The sequence below is a fragment of the Amnibacterium sp. CER49 genome (assembly GCF_029846255.1).
Lineage (GTDB): Bacteria > Actinomycetota > Actinomycetes > Actinomycetales > Microbacteriaceae > Amnibacterium.
In genome coordinates this window covers 1,518,972-1,537,455 of the sequence record NZ_JARVWQ010000001.1, presented here as the reverse complement: position 1 = coordinate 1,537,455, position 18,484 = coordinate 1,518,972, and the positions used below count along the sequence as shown (strand labels likewise).

At 70.5% G+C, this 18,484-nt stretch carries 15 protein-coding genes, 3 tRNA genes and 1 pseudogene; 9 read left to right on the top strand and 10 right to left on the bottom strand.

Features of this window, described 5'->3' with window-relative positions; all coding sequences use genetic code 11:
* Positions 1-4: 4 nt before the first annotated feature.
* From QDR37_RS07510 to tilS, 5 genes are all read right to left on the bottom strand, one after another.
* Positions 5-514, bottom strand: coding sequence for a PH domain-containing protein (locus tag QDR37_RS07510; protein ID WP_279712999.1), 510 nt, complete (start codon positions 512-514; stop codon positions 5-7).
* Positions 511-981, bottom strand: a complete 471-nt coding sequence (locus QDR37_RS07505; protein WP_279712998.1) for a DUF3180 domain-containing protein — start codon at positions 979-981, stop codon at positions 511-513. Before QDR37_RS07505 ends, QDR37_RS07510 begins: the two co-directional genes overlap by 4 nt.
* A gap of 71 nt (positions 982-1,052) precedes the next feature.
* A complete protein-coding gene (ftsH, locus tag QDR37_RS07500) occupies positions 1,053-3,071 on the bottom strand; it encodes an ATP-dependent zinc metalloprotease FtsH (protein ID WP_279712997.1) in 2,019 nt (672 codons plus the stop codon).
* A 97-nt stretch (positions 3,072-3,168) separates the two neighbouring features.
* Entirely contained in the window at positions 3,169-3,798 is a 630-nt protein-coding gene (gene hpt, locus QDR37_RS07495; RefSeq protein ID WP_279712996.1) for a hypoxanthine phosphoribosyltransferase, read from the bottom strand.
* 15 nt (positions 3,799-3,813) lie between these two features.
* On the bottom strand, positions 3,814-4,815 hold the full coding sequence (tilS, locus tag QDR37_RS07490) for a tRNA lysidine(34) synthetase TilS (protein WP_279712995.1): 1,002 nt from the start codon (positions 4,813-4,815) through the stop codon (positions 3,814-3,816).
* 46 nt (positions 4,816-4,861) lie between these two features.
* Between tilS and QDR37_RS07485 the strand changes: the two genes are divergently transcribed.
* Positions 4,862-5,362, top strand: coding sequence for an inorganic diphosphatase (locus tag QDR37_RS07485; RefSeq protein ID WP_279712994.1), 501 nt, complete (start codon positions 4,862-4,864; stop codon positions 5,360-5,362).
* A gap of 138 nt (positions 5,363-5,500) precedes the next feature.
* Here the strand turns inward: QDR37_RS07485 and QDR37_RS07480 are convergent, their stop codons facing one another.
* Positions 5,501-6,895: a C40 family peptidase gene (locus tag QDR37_RS07480; RefSeq protein WP_279712993.1), complete on the bottom strand. Its 1,395-nt coding sequence runs from the start codon at positions 6,893-6,895 to the stop codon at positions 5,501-5,503.
* Between the two features lie 246 nt (positions 6,896-7,141).
* Between QDR37_RS07480 and QDR37_RS07475 the strand changes: the two genes are divergently transcribed.
* From QDR37_RS07475 to QDR37_RS07465, 3 genes are all read left to right on the top strand, one after another.
* Positions 7,142-7,214: transfer RNA gene (locus QDR37_RS07475), tRNA-Glu, on the top strand.
* Positions 7,215-7,245: 31 nt separating this feature from the next.
* Positions 7,246-7,319: transfer RNA gene (locus tag QDR37_RS07470), tRNA-Asp, on the top strand.
* 30 nt (positions 7,320-7,349) lie between these two features.
* Positions 7,350-7,422: transfer RNA gene (locus QDR37_RS07465), tRNA-Phe, on the top strand.
* A 157-nt stretch (positions 7,423-7,579) separates the two neighbouring features.
* Here the strand turns inward: QDR37_RS07465 and QDR37_RS07460 are convergent.
* Positions 7,580-8,605: pseudogene (locus QDR37_RS07460) on the bottom strand (tyrosine-type recombinase/integrase); the annotation flags it as partial.
* Positions 8,606-9,213: 608 nt separating this feature from the next.
* Here QDR37_RS07460 and QDR37_RS07455 point away from each other — a divergent pair.
* Entirely contained in the window at positions 9,214-10,479 is a 1,266-nt protein-coding gene (locus tag QDR37_RS07455) for a PQQ-binding-like beta-propeller repeat protein (protein WP_279712992.1), read from the top strand.
* A 44-nt stretch (positions 10,480-10,523) separates the two neighbouring features.
* Here QDR37_RS07455 and QDR37_RS07450 read toward each other — a convergent pair whose 3' ends face one another.
* Positions 10,524-11,081 carry a CGNR zinc finger domain-containing protein gene (locus QDR37_RS07450; RefSeq protein ID WP_279712990.1) on the bottom strand — a complete coding sequence of 186 codons (558 nt, stop codon included), beginning with the start codon at positions 11,079-11,081 and terminating at the stop codon, positions 10,524-10,526.
* A gap of 98 nt (positions 11,082-11,179) precedes the next feature.
* Here QDR37_RS07450 and QDR37_RS07445 point away from each other — a divergent pair, with 98 nt between their 5' ends.
* From QDR37_RS07445 to QDR37_RS07435, 3 genes are all read left to right on the top strand, one after another.
* A complete protein-coding gene (locus QDR37_RS07445; protein WP_279712989.1) occupies positions 11,180-12,379 on the top strand; it encodes a Bcr/CflA family efflux MFS transporter in 1,200 nt (399 codons plus the stop codon).
* Between the two features lie 406 nt (positions 12,380-12,785).
* Positions 12,786-14,033, top strand: a complete 1,248-nt coding sequence (locus tag QDR37_RS07440) for an ATP-binding protein (RefSeq protein ID WP_279712987.1) — start codon at positions 12,786-12,788, stop codon at positions 14,031-14,033.
* Positions 14,030-15,091, top strand: a complete 1,062-nt coding sequence (locus tag QDR37_RS07435; RefSeq protein WP_279712986.1) for a tetratricopeptide repeat protein — start codon at positions 14,030-14,032, stop codon at positions 15,089-15,091. The genes QDR37_RS07440 and QDR37_RS07435 overlap by 4 nt, the downstream gene beginning before the upstream one ends.
* Positions 15,092-15,473: 382 nt before the next feature.
* On the opposite strand, the gene QDR37_RS07430 is transcribed toward QDR37_RS07435, so the two are convergent.
* Positions 15,474-16,346 (bottom strand): nuclear transport factor 2 family protein, encoded by an 873-nt coding sequence (locus QDR37_RS07430; protein WP_279712985.1) that lies wholly within the window; start codon positions 16,344-16,346, stop codon positions 15,474-15,476.
* Between the two features lie 245 nt (positions 16,347-16,591).
* Between QDR37_RS07430 and QDR37_RS07425 the strand changes: the two genes are divergently transcribed.
* Positions 16,592-16,960 carry a hypothetical protein gene (locus QDR37_RS07425; RefSeq protein WP_279712984.1) on the top strand — a complete coding sequence of 123 codons (369 nt, stop codon included), beginning with the start codon at positions 16,592-16,594 and terminating at the stop codon, positions 16,958-16,960.
* A gap of 102 nt (positions 16,961-17,062) precedes the next feature.
* Here QDR37_RS07425 and QDR37_RS07420 read toward each other — a convergent pair whose 3' ends face one another.
* Positions 17,063-18,334 (bottom strand): YihY/virulence factor BrkB family protein, encoded by a 1,272-nt coding sequence (locus QDR37_RS07420; protein WP_279712983.1) that lies wholly within the window; start codon positions 18,332-18,334, stop codon positions 17,063-17,065.
* Positions 18,335-18,484 lie beyond the last annotated feature (150 nt).

The following is an 18,484-nucleotide window of genomic DNA, read 5'->3' as shown; positions in this document are numbered from 1 at the left end:
CCGGTCAGAGTCCCACGCGCCGTTCCTCGGCGCGCTCGATGAGCCGGTCCCGCAGCTCGGCGGCGACCGCCTCGGGGAGCCCCGGGATCGTGACGGCCGAGGTGGCCGCCGCGGTCACGAGCCGCAGCTCGGCGAGCCCGAGCAGGCGGGCGACCGGTCCACGGGTGACGTCGACGAGCTGCATGCGCCCGTACGGCACCGCGACGAGGCGCGAGTAGAGGATGCCGCGGCGGAGCACCAGGTCGTCGTCGCGGAGCACGTAGCCGATCGACCGGACACGGGCGCGGGCGATGACGAGACGGATCATCGTGACGACGGCGACCGCGCCGCCGAGCACCCAGCCCGCGGTCGGGTTCGCGAAGCCGACCCCGACCCCCACGGCGACGCCGACGAGCCCGGCGAGCAGGATGCCGGTCACCTCGACGGCGAGGAGCCTCGACGACACCCGGTGCCAGCCGGAGATGCCGGCGTCGAGACCGCGCCGACGGGGACGCCGGGGCGCCTCGAGGGTCACCGGCGCTCCATCACCTGGTCCGGCGCCGCCTCGTGGTCCTCGGGCGGGATGCGGCACCAGCCCTCGACGAGAAGGCCCGCGACCGCGAGCACGAAGGCCGCGACGAGGGCGAGCACGTCGGGCCAGAGACCGGCGGGCACGGCCGCGCGGGTGAGGGCGTAGAGCACGAAGCCCGCGGCGGCACCCGTGAGCAGCGCGCCCGTGAGGCTCGACGCCTTCGAGAACACGACCACGCGCATGGCGACGAAGGGATCGATGCGGCGGGTGCGCTTGCCGTGCATCATCTGGCGGATTGGCCAGCCGAGCCCGATCAGGAGCGCGGCGATGCCGAAGAGCACGACCGACAGCGTCACCGGCGCCACGAGCGTCGGCGAGCCGCCGGCGGCGAGCGCCATCTGGCCGAGCCAGGAGACGACCGCGCCGACGAGGGCGAGCGCGATCAGTCGAGGGATGCTCGTGCGCTGCACCGGGTCCTCACCTCTCTCACACCGTTCCGCGTGCAGGTGCCGGAGCACCTGCACGCGGTCGTGGCCGTGGGTCAGGCCGTGGCCGGCCGCGGCTTGATCCGCGGGGCCCGCTTGCGCTCGGGCTTGGCGCCGTCGCCGGAGTCGACGCCGCCGTCGACCGCGCCGGCGTCGATCGGCGCCTTCGGCTGCGGCACGGCGACCGCCGGGAGGTCGGAGACCGGACGACGCTCGCTCGAGAGCCACTGGGGCCGCGGCGGCAGCTTCTTCACGTCCTTGAAGATCTCGGCCAGCTGGTTCTGGTCGAGCGTCTCCTGCTCGAGCAAAGCGGCCGCGAGCCGGTCGAGCACGTCGCGGTTCGCGGTGATGAGCTCGTACGCCTCGTCGTGCGCCTTCTCGATGAGCTCGCGCACCTCCTTGTCGACCTGCTCGGCGAGCTCCTCGGAGTAGTCGCGGCTGTGACCCATGTCGCGACCGAGGAACATCTCCCCGGACGAGGCCCCGAGCTTGACGGAGCCGATGATGGCGCTCATGCCGAACTCGGTGACCATGCGGCGAGCGGTGTCGGTCGCCTTCTCGATGTCGTTGGAGGCGCCGGAGGTGGGGTCGTGGAACACGACCTCCTCGGACACCCGGCCGCCCATCGCGTAGGCGAGCTGGTCGAGCAGCTCGTTGCGGGTGACCGAGTACTTGTCCTCGAGCGGCAGCACCATGGTGTAGCCGAGGGCGCGCCCGCGCGGCAGGATCGTCACCTTCGTCACCGGATCGGTGTGGTTGAGGCTCGCCGCCACCAGCGCGTGCCCGCCCTCGTGGTAGGCGGTGATGAGCTTCTCCTGGTCCTTCATCACCCGACTGCGGCGCTGCGGGCCGGCGATGACGCGGTCGACGGCCTCGTCGAGGGCCCGGTTGTCGATGAGCTGCGCGTTGCTGCGGGCCGTGAGCAGGGCCGCCTCGTTCAGCACGTTCGCCAGGTCGGCGCCGGTGAAGCCCGGCGTCTTGCGGGCGAGCACCTCGAGGTCGACGCCCGCGGCCAGCGGCTTGCCCTTCGAATGCACCTCGAGGATCTTCTGCCGGCCCTTGAGGTCGGGTGCGTCGACGCCGATCTGGCGGTCGAAGCGGCCCGGGCGGAGCAGCGCGGGGTCGAGGATGTCGGGGCGGTTCGTCGCCGCGATGAGGATGACGTTGGTCTTGACGTCGAAGCCGTCCATCTCGACGAGCAGCTGGTTCAGCGTCTGCTCGCGCTCGTCGTGCCCGCCGCCGAGGCCGGCGCCGCGGTGGCGGCCGACCGCGTCGATCTCGTCGACGAAGATGATGGCCGGGGCGTTCTGCTTGGCCTGGTCGAACAGGTCACGGACGCGGCTCGCGCCGACACCGACGAACATCTCGACGAAGTCCGAGCCGGAGATCGAGTAGAACGGCACGCCCGCCTCACCCGCGACCGCGCGGGCGAGCAGCGTCTTGCCGGTGCCGGGAGGGCCGTAGAGCAGCACGCCCTTCGGGATGCGGGCACCGACCGCCTGGAACTTCGCGGGCTCCTTGAGGAAGTCCTTGATCTCGCCGAGCTCCTCGATGGCCTCGTCGGAGCCGGCCACGTCGTTGAACGTGACCTTGGGCGTCTCCTTCGACACCAGCTTGGCCCGCGACTTGCCGAACTGCATGACCCGGTTCCCGCCGCCCTGCAGGCCGGACATGATGAACCAGAAGAAGACGCCGACGATGATGAGCGGCAGCAGGAACGAGCCGATCGACAGCAGCCAGCTGGGCTGCGGCACCTCGTCGTTGTACTTGACGCCGTACTTCTGTGCCGCGCTGTTGACCGCGTTCACAATCTGCTGGCCGCGCGGCGCGACGTAGTAGAACTGCACCTGCGTGCCGAGCGCCTGGTCCGGCTTGCTCAGCGTCAGGTCGACGCGCTGATCGGTGTCCACGATCTTCGCGGTGGCGACCTTGCCGTCCTTGAGCAGCTGAAGGCCCTGCTCCGTCTGCACCTGACGGAAGCCCGAGCCGGTGAGCAGGCTCGAGCCCACCCACACCACGATGACCGCGATCACGATATAGAGGAGCGGACCGCGGAAGATTCGCTTGAAGTCCATAGTCCGGCTAGGGTAACGCCCCCCATTCCCGGCGGTAGCGGCTGTTCGCTCTGGGCGGCCCTCCTTCGATCACGCTCCGGTAACTCTTGGCGTGTATTCAGCCTTCTCCGGCTGGGACGCCCCCGTCCTCCTGCTCGTCGAGCTCGACGGCGTCCGTCTCCTCGTGCTCGTAGACGTGCCGGGCGAGCACGCCGACGGCCCGCAGGTTGCGGTACCGCTCCGCGTAGTCGAGCCCGTAGCCGATGACGAACTCGTCCGGGATGTCGAAGCCGCAGTAGGTGACGTCGACGGCGATGCGCTGCGCCTCGGGCTTGCGCAGCAGCGCGCACACCTCGACCGACCTCGGCCCGCGGCTGCGGAGGTTCTCGACGAGCCAGGAGAGCGTGAGCCCGGAGTCGATGATGTCCTCGACGATGAGCACCCGCCGGCCGGCGAGCTCGGTGTCGAGGTCCTTCAGGATCCGCACGACGCCCGACGAGCGCGTGCTCGAGCCGTAGGAGCTGACCGCCATCCAGTCCATCTCGACCGGGATGCGCAGCTCGCGCGCGAGGTCGGCCATCACCATGACCGCGCCTTTCAGCACGCCGACGAGGAGCAGCGGCTGCTCGTCGAGGGCGGCCGCGTCGTCGGCCTCGATACGGCGGCAGAGCTCGGCGATGCGCGCCTGGATCTCGGCCTCCGTGTGGAGCACCTTCGTCAGGTCGCCTGCGACGTCCTCCGGCTGCACCGCACCCCCACATGTCTAGGGGCGCGCCGCCCGGAAGACGATGCGCCCGCGCTGGCGCTCCACGATAACGCCGGGGAGGTGCACCGGCCCCTGCCCGTGCCAGTCCGTCGCGAGCCGCATCACGGCGAGCGTCTGCGTCCGGCTCAACGAGGTACCGAACTCGCCCTCCACGGCGAGCCGGACGAGACGGTGCGCGAGGCCCGCCGGGTTCGCCGCGAGCGCGTCGGCAGGCAGCGCGAGACCGCCCTCGGCGAGCTCGACGAGCTCGGGCGCGAGCTCCTCGGCGAGCGCGTCCAGGGCGGCGGCGTCCTCGCGGAGCTGCTCCGCGGTGCGGGCGAGCGCGGCGGCGACACCGGGGCCGAGCGCCGACTCGAGCGCCGGCAGCGCGTCGAGCCGCACGCGCACCCGGGCGAAGCGGCGATCGGCGTTGTGCGGGTCGGTCCACGGGTCGAGCCCCTGGTCGGCGCACGCCTGCACGGCCGTCGCGCGCGGCAGGGCGAGCAGCGGCCGCAGGTAGGGCGGGGAATCCGCGCGCATCCCGGCGAGCGCGTCGGGCCCGGACCCGCGGGCGAGCCCGAGCAGCACGGTCTCCGCCTGGTCGTCGAGGGTGTGCCCGAGCAGGAGCCGGGTCGCGCCCGTCTCCGCGAGTGCGCCCTCGAGCGCCGCACGGCGGGCGTCCCGCGCCGCCGCCTCCGGACCTCCCCGGTCCCCCACCTCGACCTGGCGGACGAGCACCGGCGCGAGCCCGAGGGCCCCAGCCTGGTCGGCGGCCGCCCGGGCGACCGCGGCCGAGCCCTCCTGCAGCGCGTGATCGACGACCACCGCGCCGATCCGGCGGCCGGCCCGCGGCCCCTCGAAGGCGGCCGCCGCGGCGAGCGCCAGCGAGTCCGGGCCGCCGGAGAGCGCGACGAGCGCCTCCGGTCCCTCACCCTCCCCCGCGGGGATCGCGGGCAGGATCTCGCGCACCGCACGGCGGACGTCGGCGACCGCGGGCGTCAGTCGGGGCCGATCCGGCATCCGATAACGTTATGGCCGCTTCCAGCCGAACCCGAGAGGACGCCTCATGGCCGACTACGACGTCGTGATCGAGATCCCGCGCGGGAGCCGCAACAAGTACGAGGTCGACCACGTCACCGGCCGCGTCTACCTCGACCGCGTGCTCTTCACGGCGTTCGTCTACCCGGTCGACTACGGCTTCTTCGAGAACACGCTCGGCCTCGACGGCGACCCGGTCGACGCGCTCGTGCTGCTCGAGTACCCGGTCTTCCCCGGCGTCGGCATCAAGGTGCGTCCGGTCGCGGTGCTGAACATGAGCGACGAGGCCGGCTCGGACGCCAAGGTCATCGCCGTGCCCTACAAGGACCCGCGCTGGCAGCACATCCAGGACATCGACGACGTGCCCGAGCAGACCCGCAAGGAGCTCGAGCACTTCTTCGCCCGCTACAAGGACCTCGAGCCGGGCAAGTTCGTGAACATCGAGGGCTGGGGCGGCGCCGCCGAGGCCGACCGCATCGTGCAGGAGGGCCTCACCCGCCTGAAGGACGCGGGCGCGAACCACTCCTGACCCGGGTCCGCCCTTTCGCGGATCCGGATTCCTTTCGCGGATCCGGATTTCTTCCGCGACACGCCGTGCAGATGAGCGCCGGGACGGCGTGTCGTCGAGTTTCTCCGGAACCGCGAGAGGGCTGGACGTCCGTGGAGGTCAGGCGGTGGGACGGGCGACCATCGACATGAGGTCGTAGCTGCGCACCGCCACCTCGCGCACGGGAACGCCCGCGTACGGCGCCTCGATCATCATGCCGCTGCCCGAGTAGATGGCGACGTGGTAGATGCTGCTGCCGTCGCTGTAGAAGACGAGGTCGCCGACCTGCGCCTGCGAGTAGGGCACGAGCTGCCCGAGCGACGCCGCGTGCTGGTACTGCCAGGTGGTCGAGTGGCCACCGATCGAGATGCCGACCGAGCCGTAGGCGGCCATGGTGAGGCCGGAGCAGTCGTAGGAGCTCGGACCGGCCGACCCGAAGACGTACGGGTCGCCCTCCTGCTCCCGGGCGAACGCCACCGCGGACGCCGCCTGCTGGCTGTTGCCGCCGGAGACCTGGCCTCCTGACGTCCCGCCGGAGGTGCCGCCCGACGAACCGTCCGAGGAGCCCCCGGACCCGGAGCCCCCGGACCCGGAGCCGCCGGAGGAGCCACCGGATGAGCCACCGGATGAGGATCCGCCGGACGAGCCGGAGCCCGACGACGACCCGGACGACGCGGCCTTCTGCGCCGCTGCCCGCTGCGCGGCCGCGGCCCTGCGCTGCGCCTCGGCCTGCGCCGCGGCGACGTCGCGGGCGTGCTGCACGCCGGCGACGTACTGGGCGGCGACGCGCGTGCTGGTGTTCTGCAGGCTCGCGAGCTGCGCGACGAGCTGGTTGGCGTGCTTCTGCTGCTCCGTCACCGCCGCCTGGGCCGCGGATGCGGCCTGCTGCGCCGAGGCGAGGGCCGCGTCGGCCGCGCGCGAGCGCTGCTGCAGCTCGGCCTCCGCGGCGTCAGCCTGCGCGGTGAGCGACTTCGCCGTGTTCTCGTCGGCGACGGCCTTCTTGTAGATGGCCTCGGTCTGGGTCGAGATCTCGGACATCGTGCTCAGCTGGTAGAGCATCTGCTGCGCGCTCGAGCCGTTCAGCATGAGGTTCACCGAGAGGTCCCCGCCGGTGCTGCGCGCCATGTGCGCGGCGAGGAGACCCGCGCGCATCCGCGAGGTGCGCGCCTTCGCGCTCGCCGCGTTCGCCTCACCGACGATCTGGTCGTGCCGCTGCCGCGCGGCGGCCTCCGCGGCCTTCGCGGTGATGGCTCGCTCGGCCGCGATCTGCGCGGTGCGGCCGGCCCGGTCGGCCTTGTCCTGCAGGTCGCCGAGGATCGTCGTGATCCGGGCGACCTCGGCCTTCTTCGCGGCCTCGTCGGCCTTCGCCTGCTGGACGTCCTGCCAGCTCGGGTAGGTGGGCTCGTCGGCGACGGCGGGCGTGATGGTGAACGCGGCGGTGACCGCCCCGAGGGTCACGGCGCCGATCGCGGCGCCCATCGGCGTCCCCATCCGCTTCTTCGTCGCTGCAGCCACGGCTTCCTCCCCCCGAATCGGCCGACGTCCACGGTCGCGCGCTCGCCGTCGAGCCGCACGTCCCAATGGAGGTGGCACCCGAACGCTCCCCCGGGCGGCCCTCTCGGATGCGAAGCGGTCAGGGTACCCCGGCTGTTCCGACGCGCCGGGACTCGGGCGGCCTTCCCCGGCGCGTCGCCACCGCGTTTGGGAAACACGGGAAGTCCTCGTACACTGGTCCGTCGGTGAGCCCGGAGTCGGGATCTCGGCCCCATCGTTTAGCGGCCTAGGACGTCGCCCTTTCACGGCGATAACACGGGTTCGAATCCCGTTGGGGTCACAGCCAACGGGCGAAGGTTCACCACATGCAAGGCCCTGTAGCGCAGTTGGTTAGCGTGCCGCCCTGTCACGGCGGAGGTCGCGGGTTCAAGTCCCGTCAGGGTCGCGGAAGCGGCACCGGAAGGTGTCGCGCCATGGCTCTGTAGCTCAGTTGGTAGAGCGTTCGACTGAAAATCGAAAGGTCACCGGATCGACGCCGGTCGGAGCCACCCTCGAAAGCCCCGGGCGACCGGGGCTTTTTCTTTTGCTTGCGGGCATGTGCGCGGCCGCCGAGGGCGCGAGCAGGCACAAATCAGGCACACCCTCTTGCGACGCCACGCGATCCAGTGCGTCCGCGACGGACTCGAGGTCGTCGTCGAAGAGCGCCGCGTAGGTGTCGAGCGTCATCGCAGCCGACTTGTGGCCGAGCATCCGCTGCACCGCCTTCACGTTCGCGCCTGCCGAGATCGCGAGGGATGCGGCGGTGTGCCGGAGCCCATGCGGCGTGACCTTCGGGAACGTCTCGTCAAGGGCTCGCACACGACGGACCGCCGGATCGAAGACGCGCTGCCGCCAGTTGCCGTTCCGCAGCACGCCGCCGTCGGCGCCGCAGAACACGAGCGCCTCGCGGGCTTTGCCCGTGCACCTCGCCTGCAGCAGCGGCACGAGCAGCGCCGGAAACGCGACCATGCGCCGCTCGTGCGTCTTCGGCGTCGACCACACGAGCACACCGCGGGGATCCGCGACCGCCTCGGCGACCTCGAGGCGCCGGCGGGCGAAATCGATCCGGCCCACCTTGAGTGCGGCCATCTCCCCCCACCTCAGGCCGGTATAAGCGAGGAACCGGACGATGTCCCCATCGCTGCCGACTTCGGCCGCGAGACGGGTGACCTGAGCGTGCGAGAGGTAGGCGCGCTCCGCCTGCACGAGCTTCGGCAGCTCGACGCCATCGCAGACGTTCCGGCTGAGCCGCTGGCTGCGCACGGCATAGGCGAGCATCATCCGCAGCACGAGGAACGTCTGCCGAGCCGCCGAGGGCCCGAGGTGCCGGCTAAGGCCGACTACCCACGCCTGCACGTCCTCGTGCGTGACCTCGGACAGCCGTACGTCCTTCCACCGCGGCAGCACGTGCTTGTCGAGCGAGTGGCGGTACCCGGACAGCGTGGTGGCCTTGCGAGCCGCCTTGCTCGCGTACCAGCTGACCGCCCACTCACCCACCGTCGTCCTCGCGAGGCTCGGATCGATCCAGTCGCCGCGCTCCTTGGACGTCGTCTGCGCCGCGAGATAGGCCTGCGCGTCCCGCTTCGTGCGAAAGCCCGATTTCCGCGCCTGCTGCCGATTCGGCTTCCGATAGCGGACCGAGTAGCGCACCTCACCCGTCGCCGTCGTATACCGCTCGATCGCTCCGCTCATCGCCCGCACCCTCGACGGACACGCACCACCTGCACCTCGTCCACCGCCGCTTCGCCCCTCCGCTCACCAGCCCTACGACCGCACCCGATCACGCTCCTCCGACCATCGCCCCATTTCCGCTCGCTCACCACTCCTCGTCACTCCACCTGACACTTCTGCACCGTCCCCCTTTGCCCATCCCGCCCTTTCCGCTCTCCCCCTTTCATTTCTTCTCTTGCCCTGTTCTGGCCTGCCACCTGCACTCCCGAACCACCCGCTCACAACTTCAAGTTGTGTGTGGGTGGTTCGGGAGCGGCGCCAGCCGAGGTGGCAGGCCAGGACAGGGCAAGACGCACCAAGACCCCTCGCAAGACCCATCGCACCGAACGAGGCATCTCACGAGGGGTCTTGCGAGGGGTCTTCACTTCTGTGCGCGTCGAATCGACACCCATCCGGGAGGACCTGACTTGAACTCCGGCTAATGCAGCCTGGGTTGTCGGAGCGCCGTCAGGTGACCTGTGCAATTCCTGGCTGAAGGTTCCGCAATTCCTCTAGGCTCCGGAACTGCGGGCCACCCACCCGTGTCGGCGCTGTCCGACCTTGGCACTGCCGCCTTCCCCAGGAGCGCGATGTCTCCCCTCGTCCGCCGCACCGCTCTCGTCGCGCTGGTTCTGACCGCGACCGTCTCGCTGATGTCCGGGCTGCCGGCATCCGCCACGACGACCGGCATAGTTCCGACCCATCTGCCGTATCCGACGGGAGGCACGAAGACCGTCGGGCCGGGCATCGACTCCGCAGGCCAGAACGCGCAGCTCGCCGACTCCCTCGGCGCCGCGATCAAGCCGAGCTGGCACTCCGAGCCACCGGTGTGCCCCTCATCGGGCGACACGAACGCTGTCGCGTCCGCCACCGCCGGCTACTACACGGTCGTGGCGTACCGCGAGTACGAGTGCGGCTACGTCGCGGCCTACCGCTCCGATACCGGCGTAAAGGTGTGGCAGCACTCGATCAGCGCCGCGACGAACCCCTACCACTACATCGACGCCGTCACCGGCATGGTCTCGGACGGCACCAACGTGTACGTCGCCAGCCAGTCGTACCTGTACGCCTTCAACATCGTCACCGGCACCCGCCTCTGGACCACGGACTACGTCGGCGGCCTCGGCATCCAGCTCTCGGCGGGCAACGGCCTCGTGGTGTACCAGAACTACGCGCAGGACGCTAAGACCGGCAAGAACCGCTTCGACCTGATGACGCAGATATGGGGCGGCGACTGCCAATCCATGATGGCCGGCACCCGCATCTACTTCAGCTGCGGTGGAGACATCGAGGCGTTCGACCTCACGGGGAAGCGCCTTTGGAGGTACAACACCGGCGACGGCACGAACAGTCGCGTTCCGCAGCTCCACGGCGGCCTGCTCTACATCCCCGGCAGCTGGGCACCGACTCGCATGACCACAGTGCTGAACGCGGCGACCGGGGTGTTCGTCCGCAAACTGGCGCCCAGCAGACTGCCCATCGCCTTCGACGGGCACGTGGGCTTCTTCACCGACATCCCGTGGCAGCCCGGCGCGGCCAGCGTCAGCGCGGTCGACCTCACCACCGGGACGACCTACTGGACCCACACCTTCGCCGTGACCGGAACCAGCCCGAACTTCACCTACACCAACCCGAACGCCGCACCAGTCGTCGAGAACGGGATCGTGTGGGTGTTCCTCGCCCGCGACACGCTCTCACCCGGGCAGATCGCCGCGCTCGACGAGGTGACAGGTGCGACCCGCAGCTTCACGACCGAGGCCGGCACGATCAACAGCGGCGGGGGAAGCTTCGAGATCGCCCGCCACAGGATCTTCGTCGACAGCGGATCCGGGCTCCAGACCTACGTCGCGAAATGAGCTTCGATCAAGCTTCGATCATCTGAAAAGTCGGGGTCCAGCGCTCAATGCCGGGCGGTTCCGGTGGAGGTTCTGGCTGCCCTGCGCTGCATCTTGAGGACGTTGCCGCAGCCCTCCATCGAGCACCATCGCCGTGAGCGGTTGCGAGAGGTGTCGTAGTAGGCCCATAGGCAGCTGGAGCGTTCGCACGCTTTCAGTCGGTCCCAGATCCCGGCGGTCTCGCATCGGCGGACGGCCTCGAGCAGGCGCAGGACCACGAGGTCGAAGGTGGTGTCGCCGGCCGAAACGAGCACGGTGCCACCGAGCCCGAGCGAGGTCATGGGCGCTAGGGAGGCCAGCACAGACTGCATCCGCTCCACCGCAGCGTGGCTTGCTTCGTGCCCCGCGTGCTGCATCAGCAGGCTCCGCAGTCCCTCCCTCAGATCCTTCGCGCGCTGCAAGCACAGTGCGTCGAGCCCATCGGGACCAACGGAGTACTCGTGATCAGCGAGCCACTGCTGCAGCGCGGCGGGCGTTCCCCACGACTCCTCGTCCGTCTGCGGCTCGAAGCTGTTGACGAAATCGCGCACCACCGCCGCTGGCGCAGGAACGGTCACATCCACGCGACTCCTCTCACTTCCACCGTAAGCGGTTGACCGGAACACCTTCGCGCTGCCAAGGTCGACACCAGTCATCCGCAATGACCGGTGTCCGGAGTGGAATGAGCAGCAAACCCGCACGACCGCGGTTTCCCATACGCGTACGGCTGATCGTGGTGCTCGGGCTCGTCGATGCGCTTGGACCGGTCTCCATCGACCTTTACGTGCCGGCGTTCCCCGAGTTGCAACGTGACTTCGGCCTGACCGATCTCGGAGTGCAGCTGACACTCGCATCGATGACTGCCGGTTTCGCGCTCGGCCAAGCGGTTGTCGGAACCTGGAGCGACCGGGTCGGACGCAGACGTCCGCTGCTGCTCGCCACCGGCCTCTACATCGCAGGCGCGATCACCTGTACTACGGCGCCGTCGATTGAAGCCCTGCTGGTGGGACGGGTCGCGCAGGGCATCGGCGCGGCCGGAGGGGCGGTGCTCGTGCTGGCCATCGTGCGGGACCTCACGGAGAACGACCGGTTCGTCACTCTGCTCAGCAGAGTGGTTCTGATCACGACCACGACGCCGCTGCTGGCCCCCGTGACCGGGGCCCTCCTGCTCCCCCTCATCGGCTGGCGCGGGCTCTTCGTCCTGCTCACACTGACCGGCATCGGGCTTCTCTTCGCCGTCGCGACCACGGTCCCGGAGACCCTCGTCCCGTCCAGTCGTCCACCTGCGTATCGACTGAGAGCAGTGCTTAGCGACCGGCAGTTTGGTGCCGCCACCGTGATCGGCGCCTGCACTTACGCCAGCGTCTACACCTACGTAGCAGCATCCCCGCTTCTGCTGCGCACCGTCCTGGGGCTCAACCCTCCTCAGTTCGCCGCGGTCTTCCTCGTCGCCACCGTCGCTCTGATCGGCGGCGTGCAGGCCGGGGCCGCCCTCGTGAAGCGCGTCGGCGCTCGTCCCGTGCTCCTGGCAGCCACCTCACTGGCTCTGATCGTGGCCATCGCGCTCGTCCCCGCTCAGCGCCTCGGCATCGACGGAGTCGCTCCATGCCTTTGGGCCTTCGCAGCCGCCTGCGGCGCTTGCTTTCCCGCGGCAGCGAGTACGGCGCTCGAGAACCAGGCGGATCAGGCCGGGACCGCGACGTCCGTCTACGGATTCACCACGTTCGCCTTCGCCGCAACTGTCTCCCCGATGCCCGGACTGTTCGGGATCACCGGGACCCCGCCACTGGCCATCGTCCTTGCTGCCACCGCCGGGACCGCACTTCTCGTGTCCGCTCTCGCGCTCAGGCAGGCCGAGTCCAAAAGCCCCGTCGAGTCGTGAGGCGGCGTTCCTGGAGACCGTAGTTCGGCCGCGGCCCTGACCACCCTTGACAACAGCGCACCGAGACAAGCCCTGAACACGTGCCACTGGATGGGTCGACCGGGCAGGAGCGCACGCCACTCTCGTGCTCGGTCACCACGACCTCTCGATCTCGCGACAGGCCATTTAACGGTGCGCCACGACCCGATATGTCGGGCTGAGCACGGCGTAGTCCTGCCGATCGAGAGCCAGAGGACGCGTCTGCTCATCCGTTTCAGCGACCTGGGCCGCCGCTAACCCACCTGCGGGCCCGCGCGGTGACTCAGTGACGGCGCTTCAAAGCGGCTGCGGAGCCGCGCAGCCAATCCAGCCTCGCTCCCCGGTCAGGGGTCGTGCGATTGGATGACCGCTTACCTAGCCTCGCCGCGTGGATGAATCACTGATCGATGCGCTCCGGGTCGCAGTGACGGCGAATCCCGAGCAGGTGTCGCTTCGGCTTCACCTGGCACGCCTCTTGCACAAGGCGGGCGACCGGGAGCGTGCCGACGAAGCCGTGGCCGTGGTGGCGGCCGTCCTCGCAGTCGACCCGCGCAACACGGACGCCCGGCAGCTGCTCGCCATGCTCCTCGCGCCGTCGGATGTCGAGGTGCCCACACCCATGTCCGGCCCTGCTTCGGCCCCGATCGATGCCTCGGAGACCTCCGTACCGGGACCGATGCAGCCGGAGCGTGACGAATTCGATTGGCACGCCGCGGAGTTCGACCTCTCCCCCGTATCGACACGGGACGACCGGTTCGACATCGAGCGTCCGGCGACACGCCTCGCCGACGTCGGCGGCATGCGCGAGGTGAAGCAGCGCATCGAGGCCGCCTTCCTCGCGCCGTTGAGGAACCCCGAGCTCCGCGCCCTCTACGGCAAGAGCCTCCGTGGTGGCCTGCTGCTCTACGGCCCTCCCGGATGTGGAAAGACCTTTCTCGCCAAGGCGCTGGCCGGCGAGCTCGACGCAGGGTTTCTGTCGATCGGCATCGCCGACGTGCTCGACAAATGGGTCGGCGCAAGTGAACGCAACCTTCGCGCGGCGTTCGACGCGGCTCGCGCCGCAGCACCGTGCGTGCTCTTCATCGACGAGCTGGACGCCATCGGGCAACGCCGGTCGCAGACGCGCGGCTCCGGCTTGCGCGGCGTCGTGAACGAGTTGCTGCAGGAGATGGACGGGATCGGCGCAGAGAACGAAGGCGTCTTCGTGCTGGCCGCCACGAACCAACCGTGGGACGTGGACCCCGCGCTGCGACGCCCCGGCCGCCTCGACCGCACACTCCTCGTGCTGCCACCCGACCTTGAAGCGAGGGAAGCGATCCTGCGCGACCGCATCGCGGCTCGCCCCGCGGAAGCGATCGACACGCGTCGACTCGCCAATGCGACCGAGGGCTTCTCCGGCGCCGATCTCGCCCACGTCGTCGAGAGCGCCGCCGAGATCGCGCTGCTCGACAGCGTGCGCACTGGCACGGCCCGGCCGATCAGCGTGCGAGACCTCGACACCGCCGTCCGCGCGATCACCCCGTCGACGGGCCCTTGGCTGGAGTCGGCGAGGACCGTCCTCGAGTTCGGTGAGGACGACGGCACCCACGCCGACTTGAAGCGCTACCTCGCCCAGCGGAAGCGGAGCCGGCGATGAGCGACGCAGTCGCGCTCGCGGAGCGCTACCTCGAGCTGAACCGTCCGGCAGAAGCGGCAGCCCGGATCGCTGCGCATCTGGCCCAGGAGCCCGAGGACGTCCGCGCCCTGTGTATGAGTGCGATCATCGCGCTGCGGAACCGCGATGATCTGGGCGCCGAGAGCGCGGCGCGCCGTGCTGCTGCCCTCGCGCCGGAGTTCGAGTGGCCGGTACGCCTGCTCTCGATCGCCCTCAGCCGACGCGGGCGAGCCAGGGCGGCCATCCGTGCCGCTGACCGTGCCGTCGAGATGAATCCGTCCGCCTGGGAGGCGCACGCCAACCGAGCGAACGTAGCGGTGACGGTGGGTCGTGCGGACCGCCGCGCGCTGAGGGCCGCCGAGCAGGCGGTTCGCATCAGTCCTGATATCCCGGACACCCACAACGCGCTCGGGTGGGTCCAGGCGCGCATGCGCCGCCTCGACGAGGCCCGCCGGACCTTCGAGCGCAGCCTCGCGATCAATCCCGCGGACGACGAAGCGAAGCGCGGGCTCGCGTTGATCTCGATCCGCCGGCTGGCGCCATGGCGGGCGTGGCGTCCCTCACGCGACGAACTCGGCCGGAACCCCAACGCATGGGAAGCCGCCGCGGTGCTCCGGCTCGCGGCGCACCGGACGATCTGGGTCGCCGGCATTGCGACCGTGATCTGCGCGCGTATCGGGTACTCCGCCCTGGACCACGCCGTGCTCTACGGTGAACCCTCGAGCGGCACGCTCCCAGCTGTGCTGCTCGCGGCCGTCGTCGCACTCGTAGGTGGCTGGCTCGGGCTCGCTATCGCCCGCTCCGGCGGCGGCTGGAGGGCAGTGCGCGGCGCCGTCCGCGTGCACCCGATCCTCCGCTGGTGGGCACTCATGCTTGCGGTCGCCGTGCTGCTCATGGCCGCACCCGCGATGCTGCCCCCGGCTGAAGGCAGGTCTGCCTACGAGGGAGCGGGGTTCCTCGCCATGGCCGGGATCTGGGTGAGTCTGGCCGGCATGCGCCGCGAGCGTAAGCGGGCGACCTCTCCCCGACGGCCCGCTTAGGCCGGTGCTGCCCTGGCTCGAGTAGGTCGGCTACCGCGAATCCGACCGACCTTTCGATCTCGCGTCAGGGAGCAGACCCTAGGACCAGGCACAAAACAGGCACACTTCTCGCGACACGCCGCGCTATCCAGTGCGCCGACACGATATGTCGGCTGCACCCGAACTCCTGATCAGTGGGCGCTCTCGCCATCTATCGATAACTCGCCGTCACCCTCGGCGGCCTCTGAAAATCGAGAGGTCACGGGATCGACGCCCGTCGGAGCCACCCTCGAAAGCCCCGGGCGACCGGGGCTTTTCCTTTCGCCCCTGGGCCGGTGACGACGGTCGCACGGGCGGAGCGGCACAGAGCAGGCTCACCCGGGCCCGCTGGCTCCCGGCGCTCCTAGGCGAGCCGCTTCCCTGCCCAGTCCCCCCGGGTGGCATGCGTCGCGGTCTTGTTCACGATCTGCCAGATGCCGTCGATCCGGAGGAGCGAGTGCACGTCCAGCCACGAGTCCTCCGGCCCGCCCGGCGCATCGAAGCCCAGGACCACGGTCGCGAGGTCCCCGGCTTGGGTGAGAGCGACGATCCGTCCGCTGATCGGTGTCGGCCAGTGCGCCCAGGGCTCGTAGCCCTCCGTCATCGGTCCCTCGTGGAGCTCGCCCTCGGCGTTCGTGTACGAGATGCGGGCGTGAGGGTGGAACGCCTCTCGGAACATCGCCTCGTCGTCTGCGCCCATCCCGTCGGTGTAGAGATGCACGACGCGGGCGATCGCGTCTCGATCGGGTGCAGCCCCGAGGCCGAACCGCGGCTCGGCACCCTGCGGTTCATCGCCCTGACGCCTGGCCGGTACTCCCGCCCAACCCGCGCGGGTGGCGTGCGTGGCGGTCTTGTTCATGATCTTCCACTCGCCGCCGAGGCGGAGCAGGGAATGCGCGTCCACCCAGTTGTTGGAGTCGGTCTGGTCGAACGCGAGCAGCACGGTCGCGACGTCCCCGGCCTGGGTCAACGACAGCACCCGACCGGAAGCGGTGACATCCGACGCCGCCCATCCCTCGAACTCCTCGGCGATGAGGTTCTCGAAGAGCCGGCCGTCGGGCCAGGTGAAGAAGATCCGAGCCGTGGGATGGAACGCCCGGCGGAACAGCCCGGTGTCGTGCCCACCGAACCCCGCCACGTACTGCTGCACCACCCGGACGATCTCGTCACGGTCCGGCGCCGAGCGTGCGTCGACCCTGGGCACCTCACTACCGCCCTGCTGCTCGGTCGTCGTCATCGACGTCGCCCTCCCGCCCATCGCGTCACGCGGATCGGAGAGGCCGCCCCGTCGGTGCCGCTGCTGAGCGCATGGTCCACCGCTCGGCGCGCCGTGTCCAGGTACCGAAGACCGGTCTGTCGACCGATCTCGGCTCGGGGGCCCGGAGCGGCTCCGCCGCGGGTGCAGACGTTGCCGCACCGCCAGGAGCACGGCCCAGCCTTTGGACCCCTCCCGGGGCGGAGGCCGCCGGTTACCGTCTCGCCATGTCTGCGCCGGAGATCCTTGTGAGCCGGGTGCACAGCTTCGCCGACTCGGCGGGCGGCATCGTCGTGGTCGTGCAATCGGATCGCGATCTCTCCCTCGTGGCCCAGGGCTGCACCACGCTCCGGTTCCGAACCACGCCGGACACGCTTCGCGCGCTCCCGGGAGCACGATCTCCGGAGGGCGCCGACCGCCAGGGGTGGCCACGTCTCGTCCGCGCGGTAGCGGTCGCGCCGGCGGAGCGCAGGTCGGGCTCCCTCTACGAGGCCGTGTTCGACGCGCCCGTGCACCTGACGGGTCCGAGCGACACCATCACCGTGCGCGTCGGGTCGGATCGGCTCGAGGAGGTGGCCGCGTTCGCCAGGCGCTAGGGCACCCGGAATCGCGACCTTCCGATCCGGCGTCACCGAGCGACTGCACGCACCAGGCACAAGAACGGCACGCCGTTCAGGACACGTGACCCGAAGCACCGATCAGTGGTCACGCTCTCCATCTCCGGCATCGTCGGCGAGCGCGGTCGTCGGACCGGTGTCCCGGTGGTCGGCGTCGGGGGGCGCGCCGCGGGCCCGGCCGAGCGACGGCGTACCGCGGAACGGGTCGAGTCGGGCGCGACGCTCCTGCTCCGCGCGCTCCGCCGCCTCTCGCGCGAGCCGGATCCGCTCCCTGCGCGGGTAGTCCTCGCCGAGCCGGATCTGGCGCCCTGCGGCCTCGGCCGCCGCCACCCGCTGCGCGATCCGCAGGTTGTGCGTCTGGTCCCGCAGCGGCACCTGGATCAGGACCTCCGCCTCGATGCCCTGCCGCAGCTGGCGCAGCCGCACCACCTCGGTATCGATGCTCGCGCCGAAGACGAGCACCAGGTTCGACAGATAGAGCCACAGCGTGATGACGAGCGCGCCGGTCAACCAGCCGTACACCCGGTAGCGACCGATGCCCGCCGCGTAGACGGCGAAGCCGGTGCTGAAGATCGCCCATCCACCGATCGCGATGAACGCGCCGTAGCTGATCGGACTCGCGCTGCGGCGACGCACGTTCGGCGTCCAGCGGTACAGGGCGCCGAGCATGAGCGCCAGCACGACGAGCAGGACAGGCCATTTGCCGATCTGCCAGGCGACGTTCAACGGCGGGTCCACCTGCGCCGCGTCGGCGACCGCCGTGCCGATCCGCGGCGTGGTCAGCACGATCGTCGCCACCACGGCTCCGCCCGCGCCGAGGGGCACGCTCAGCAGCAACCCGTTCACGCGCGTCCGCCAGAACGAACGGCCCTCCGCCACCTCGTAGAAGCCGTTCAGCACCCGACCGAAGCACGCCGCGTACGCCGAGATCGTCCAGAGCGTGAGGACGACGCCGATCGCGAGCGCCAGCCCGGGCAACGGGATGCTCGAGAGCTGGCTGAGCGGCCCGCTGAGGGCCTCGACCCCGGCGGGCGGGGCGACGGCGGAGATCACCTCCAGGATGATCCGGTCGGCGCCGGGCCTGCCGGTGATGAGCGCGAGCGCGGACACGGCCGACAGCGTGATGGGGAACAGCCCGAGGAACGACAGGTACGTCAGCGCGGCCGCCGAGTCCACGCCGCGCTGGCGGTCGAAGCCGAGCAGCGCGCGGAAGAGGACGAACCGCCAGTCCGAGCCGCGAGCCAGCACGTGCGCGCGGCGGCGGACGGGTGCGCTGCCGGCGACCTCGCGGGTGGGCACCGCGCGCCGGCCCGCATCCGCGGGCCCGACCCCGTCCGCGTCGTAGGGAGCCACGCATCACCTCACCGGGCCGCGTGTCGCGGGCGCCGCCGGACGTCGCGGGAACCTCGCGCGAAGTGTACGTCCGAAGGGCCGTCAGGCGCGGGGGAGAAGCGAGGGCTCGACGCCGGCCGGAGCCCCTTGCCGAGGCCCCGGGAGGCGGCG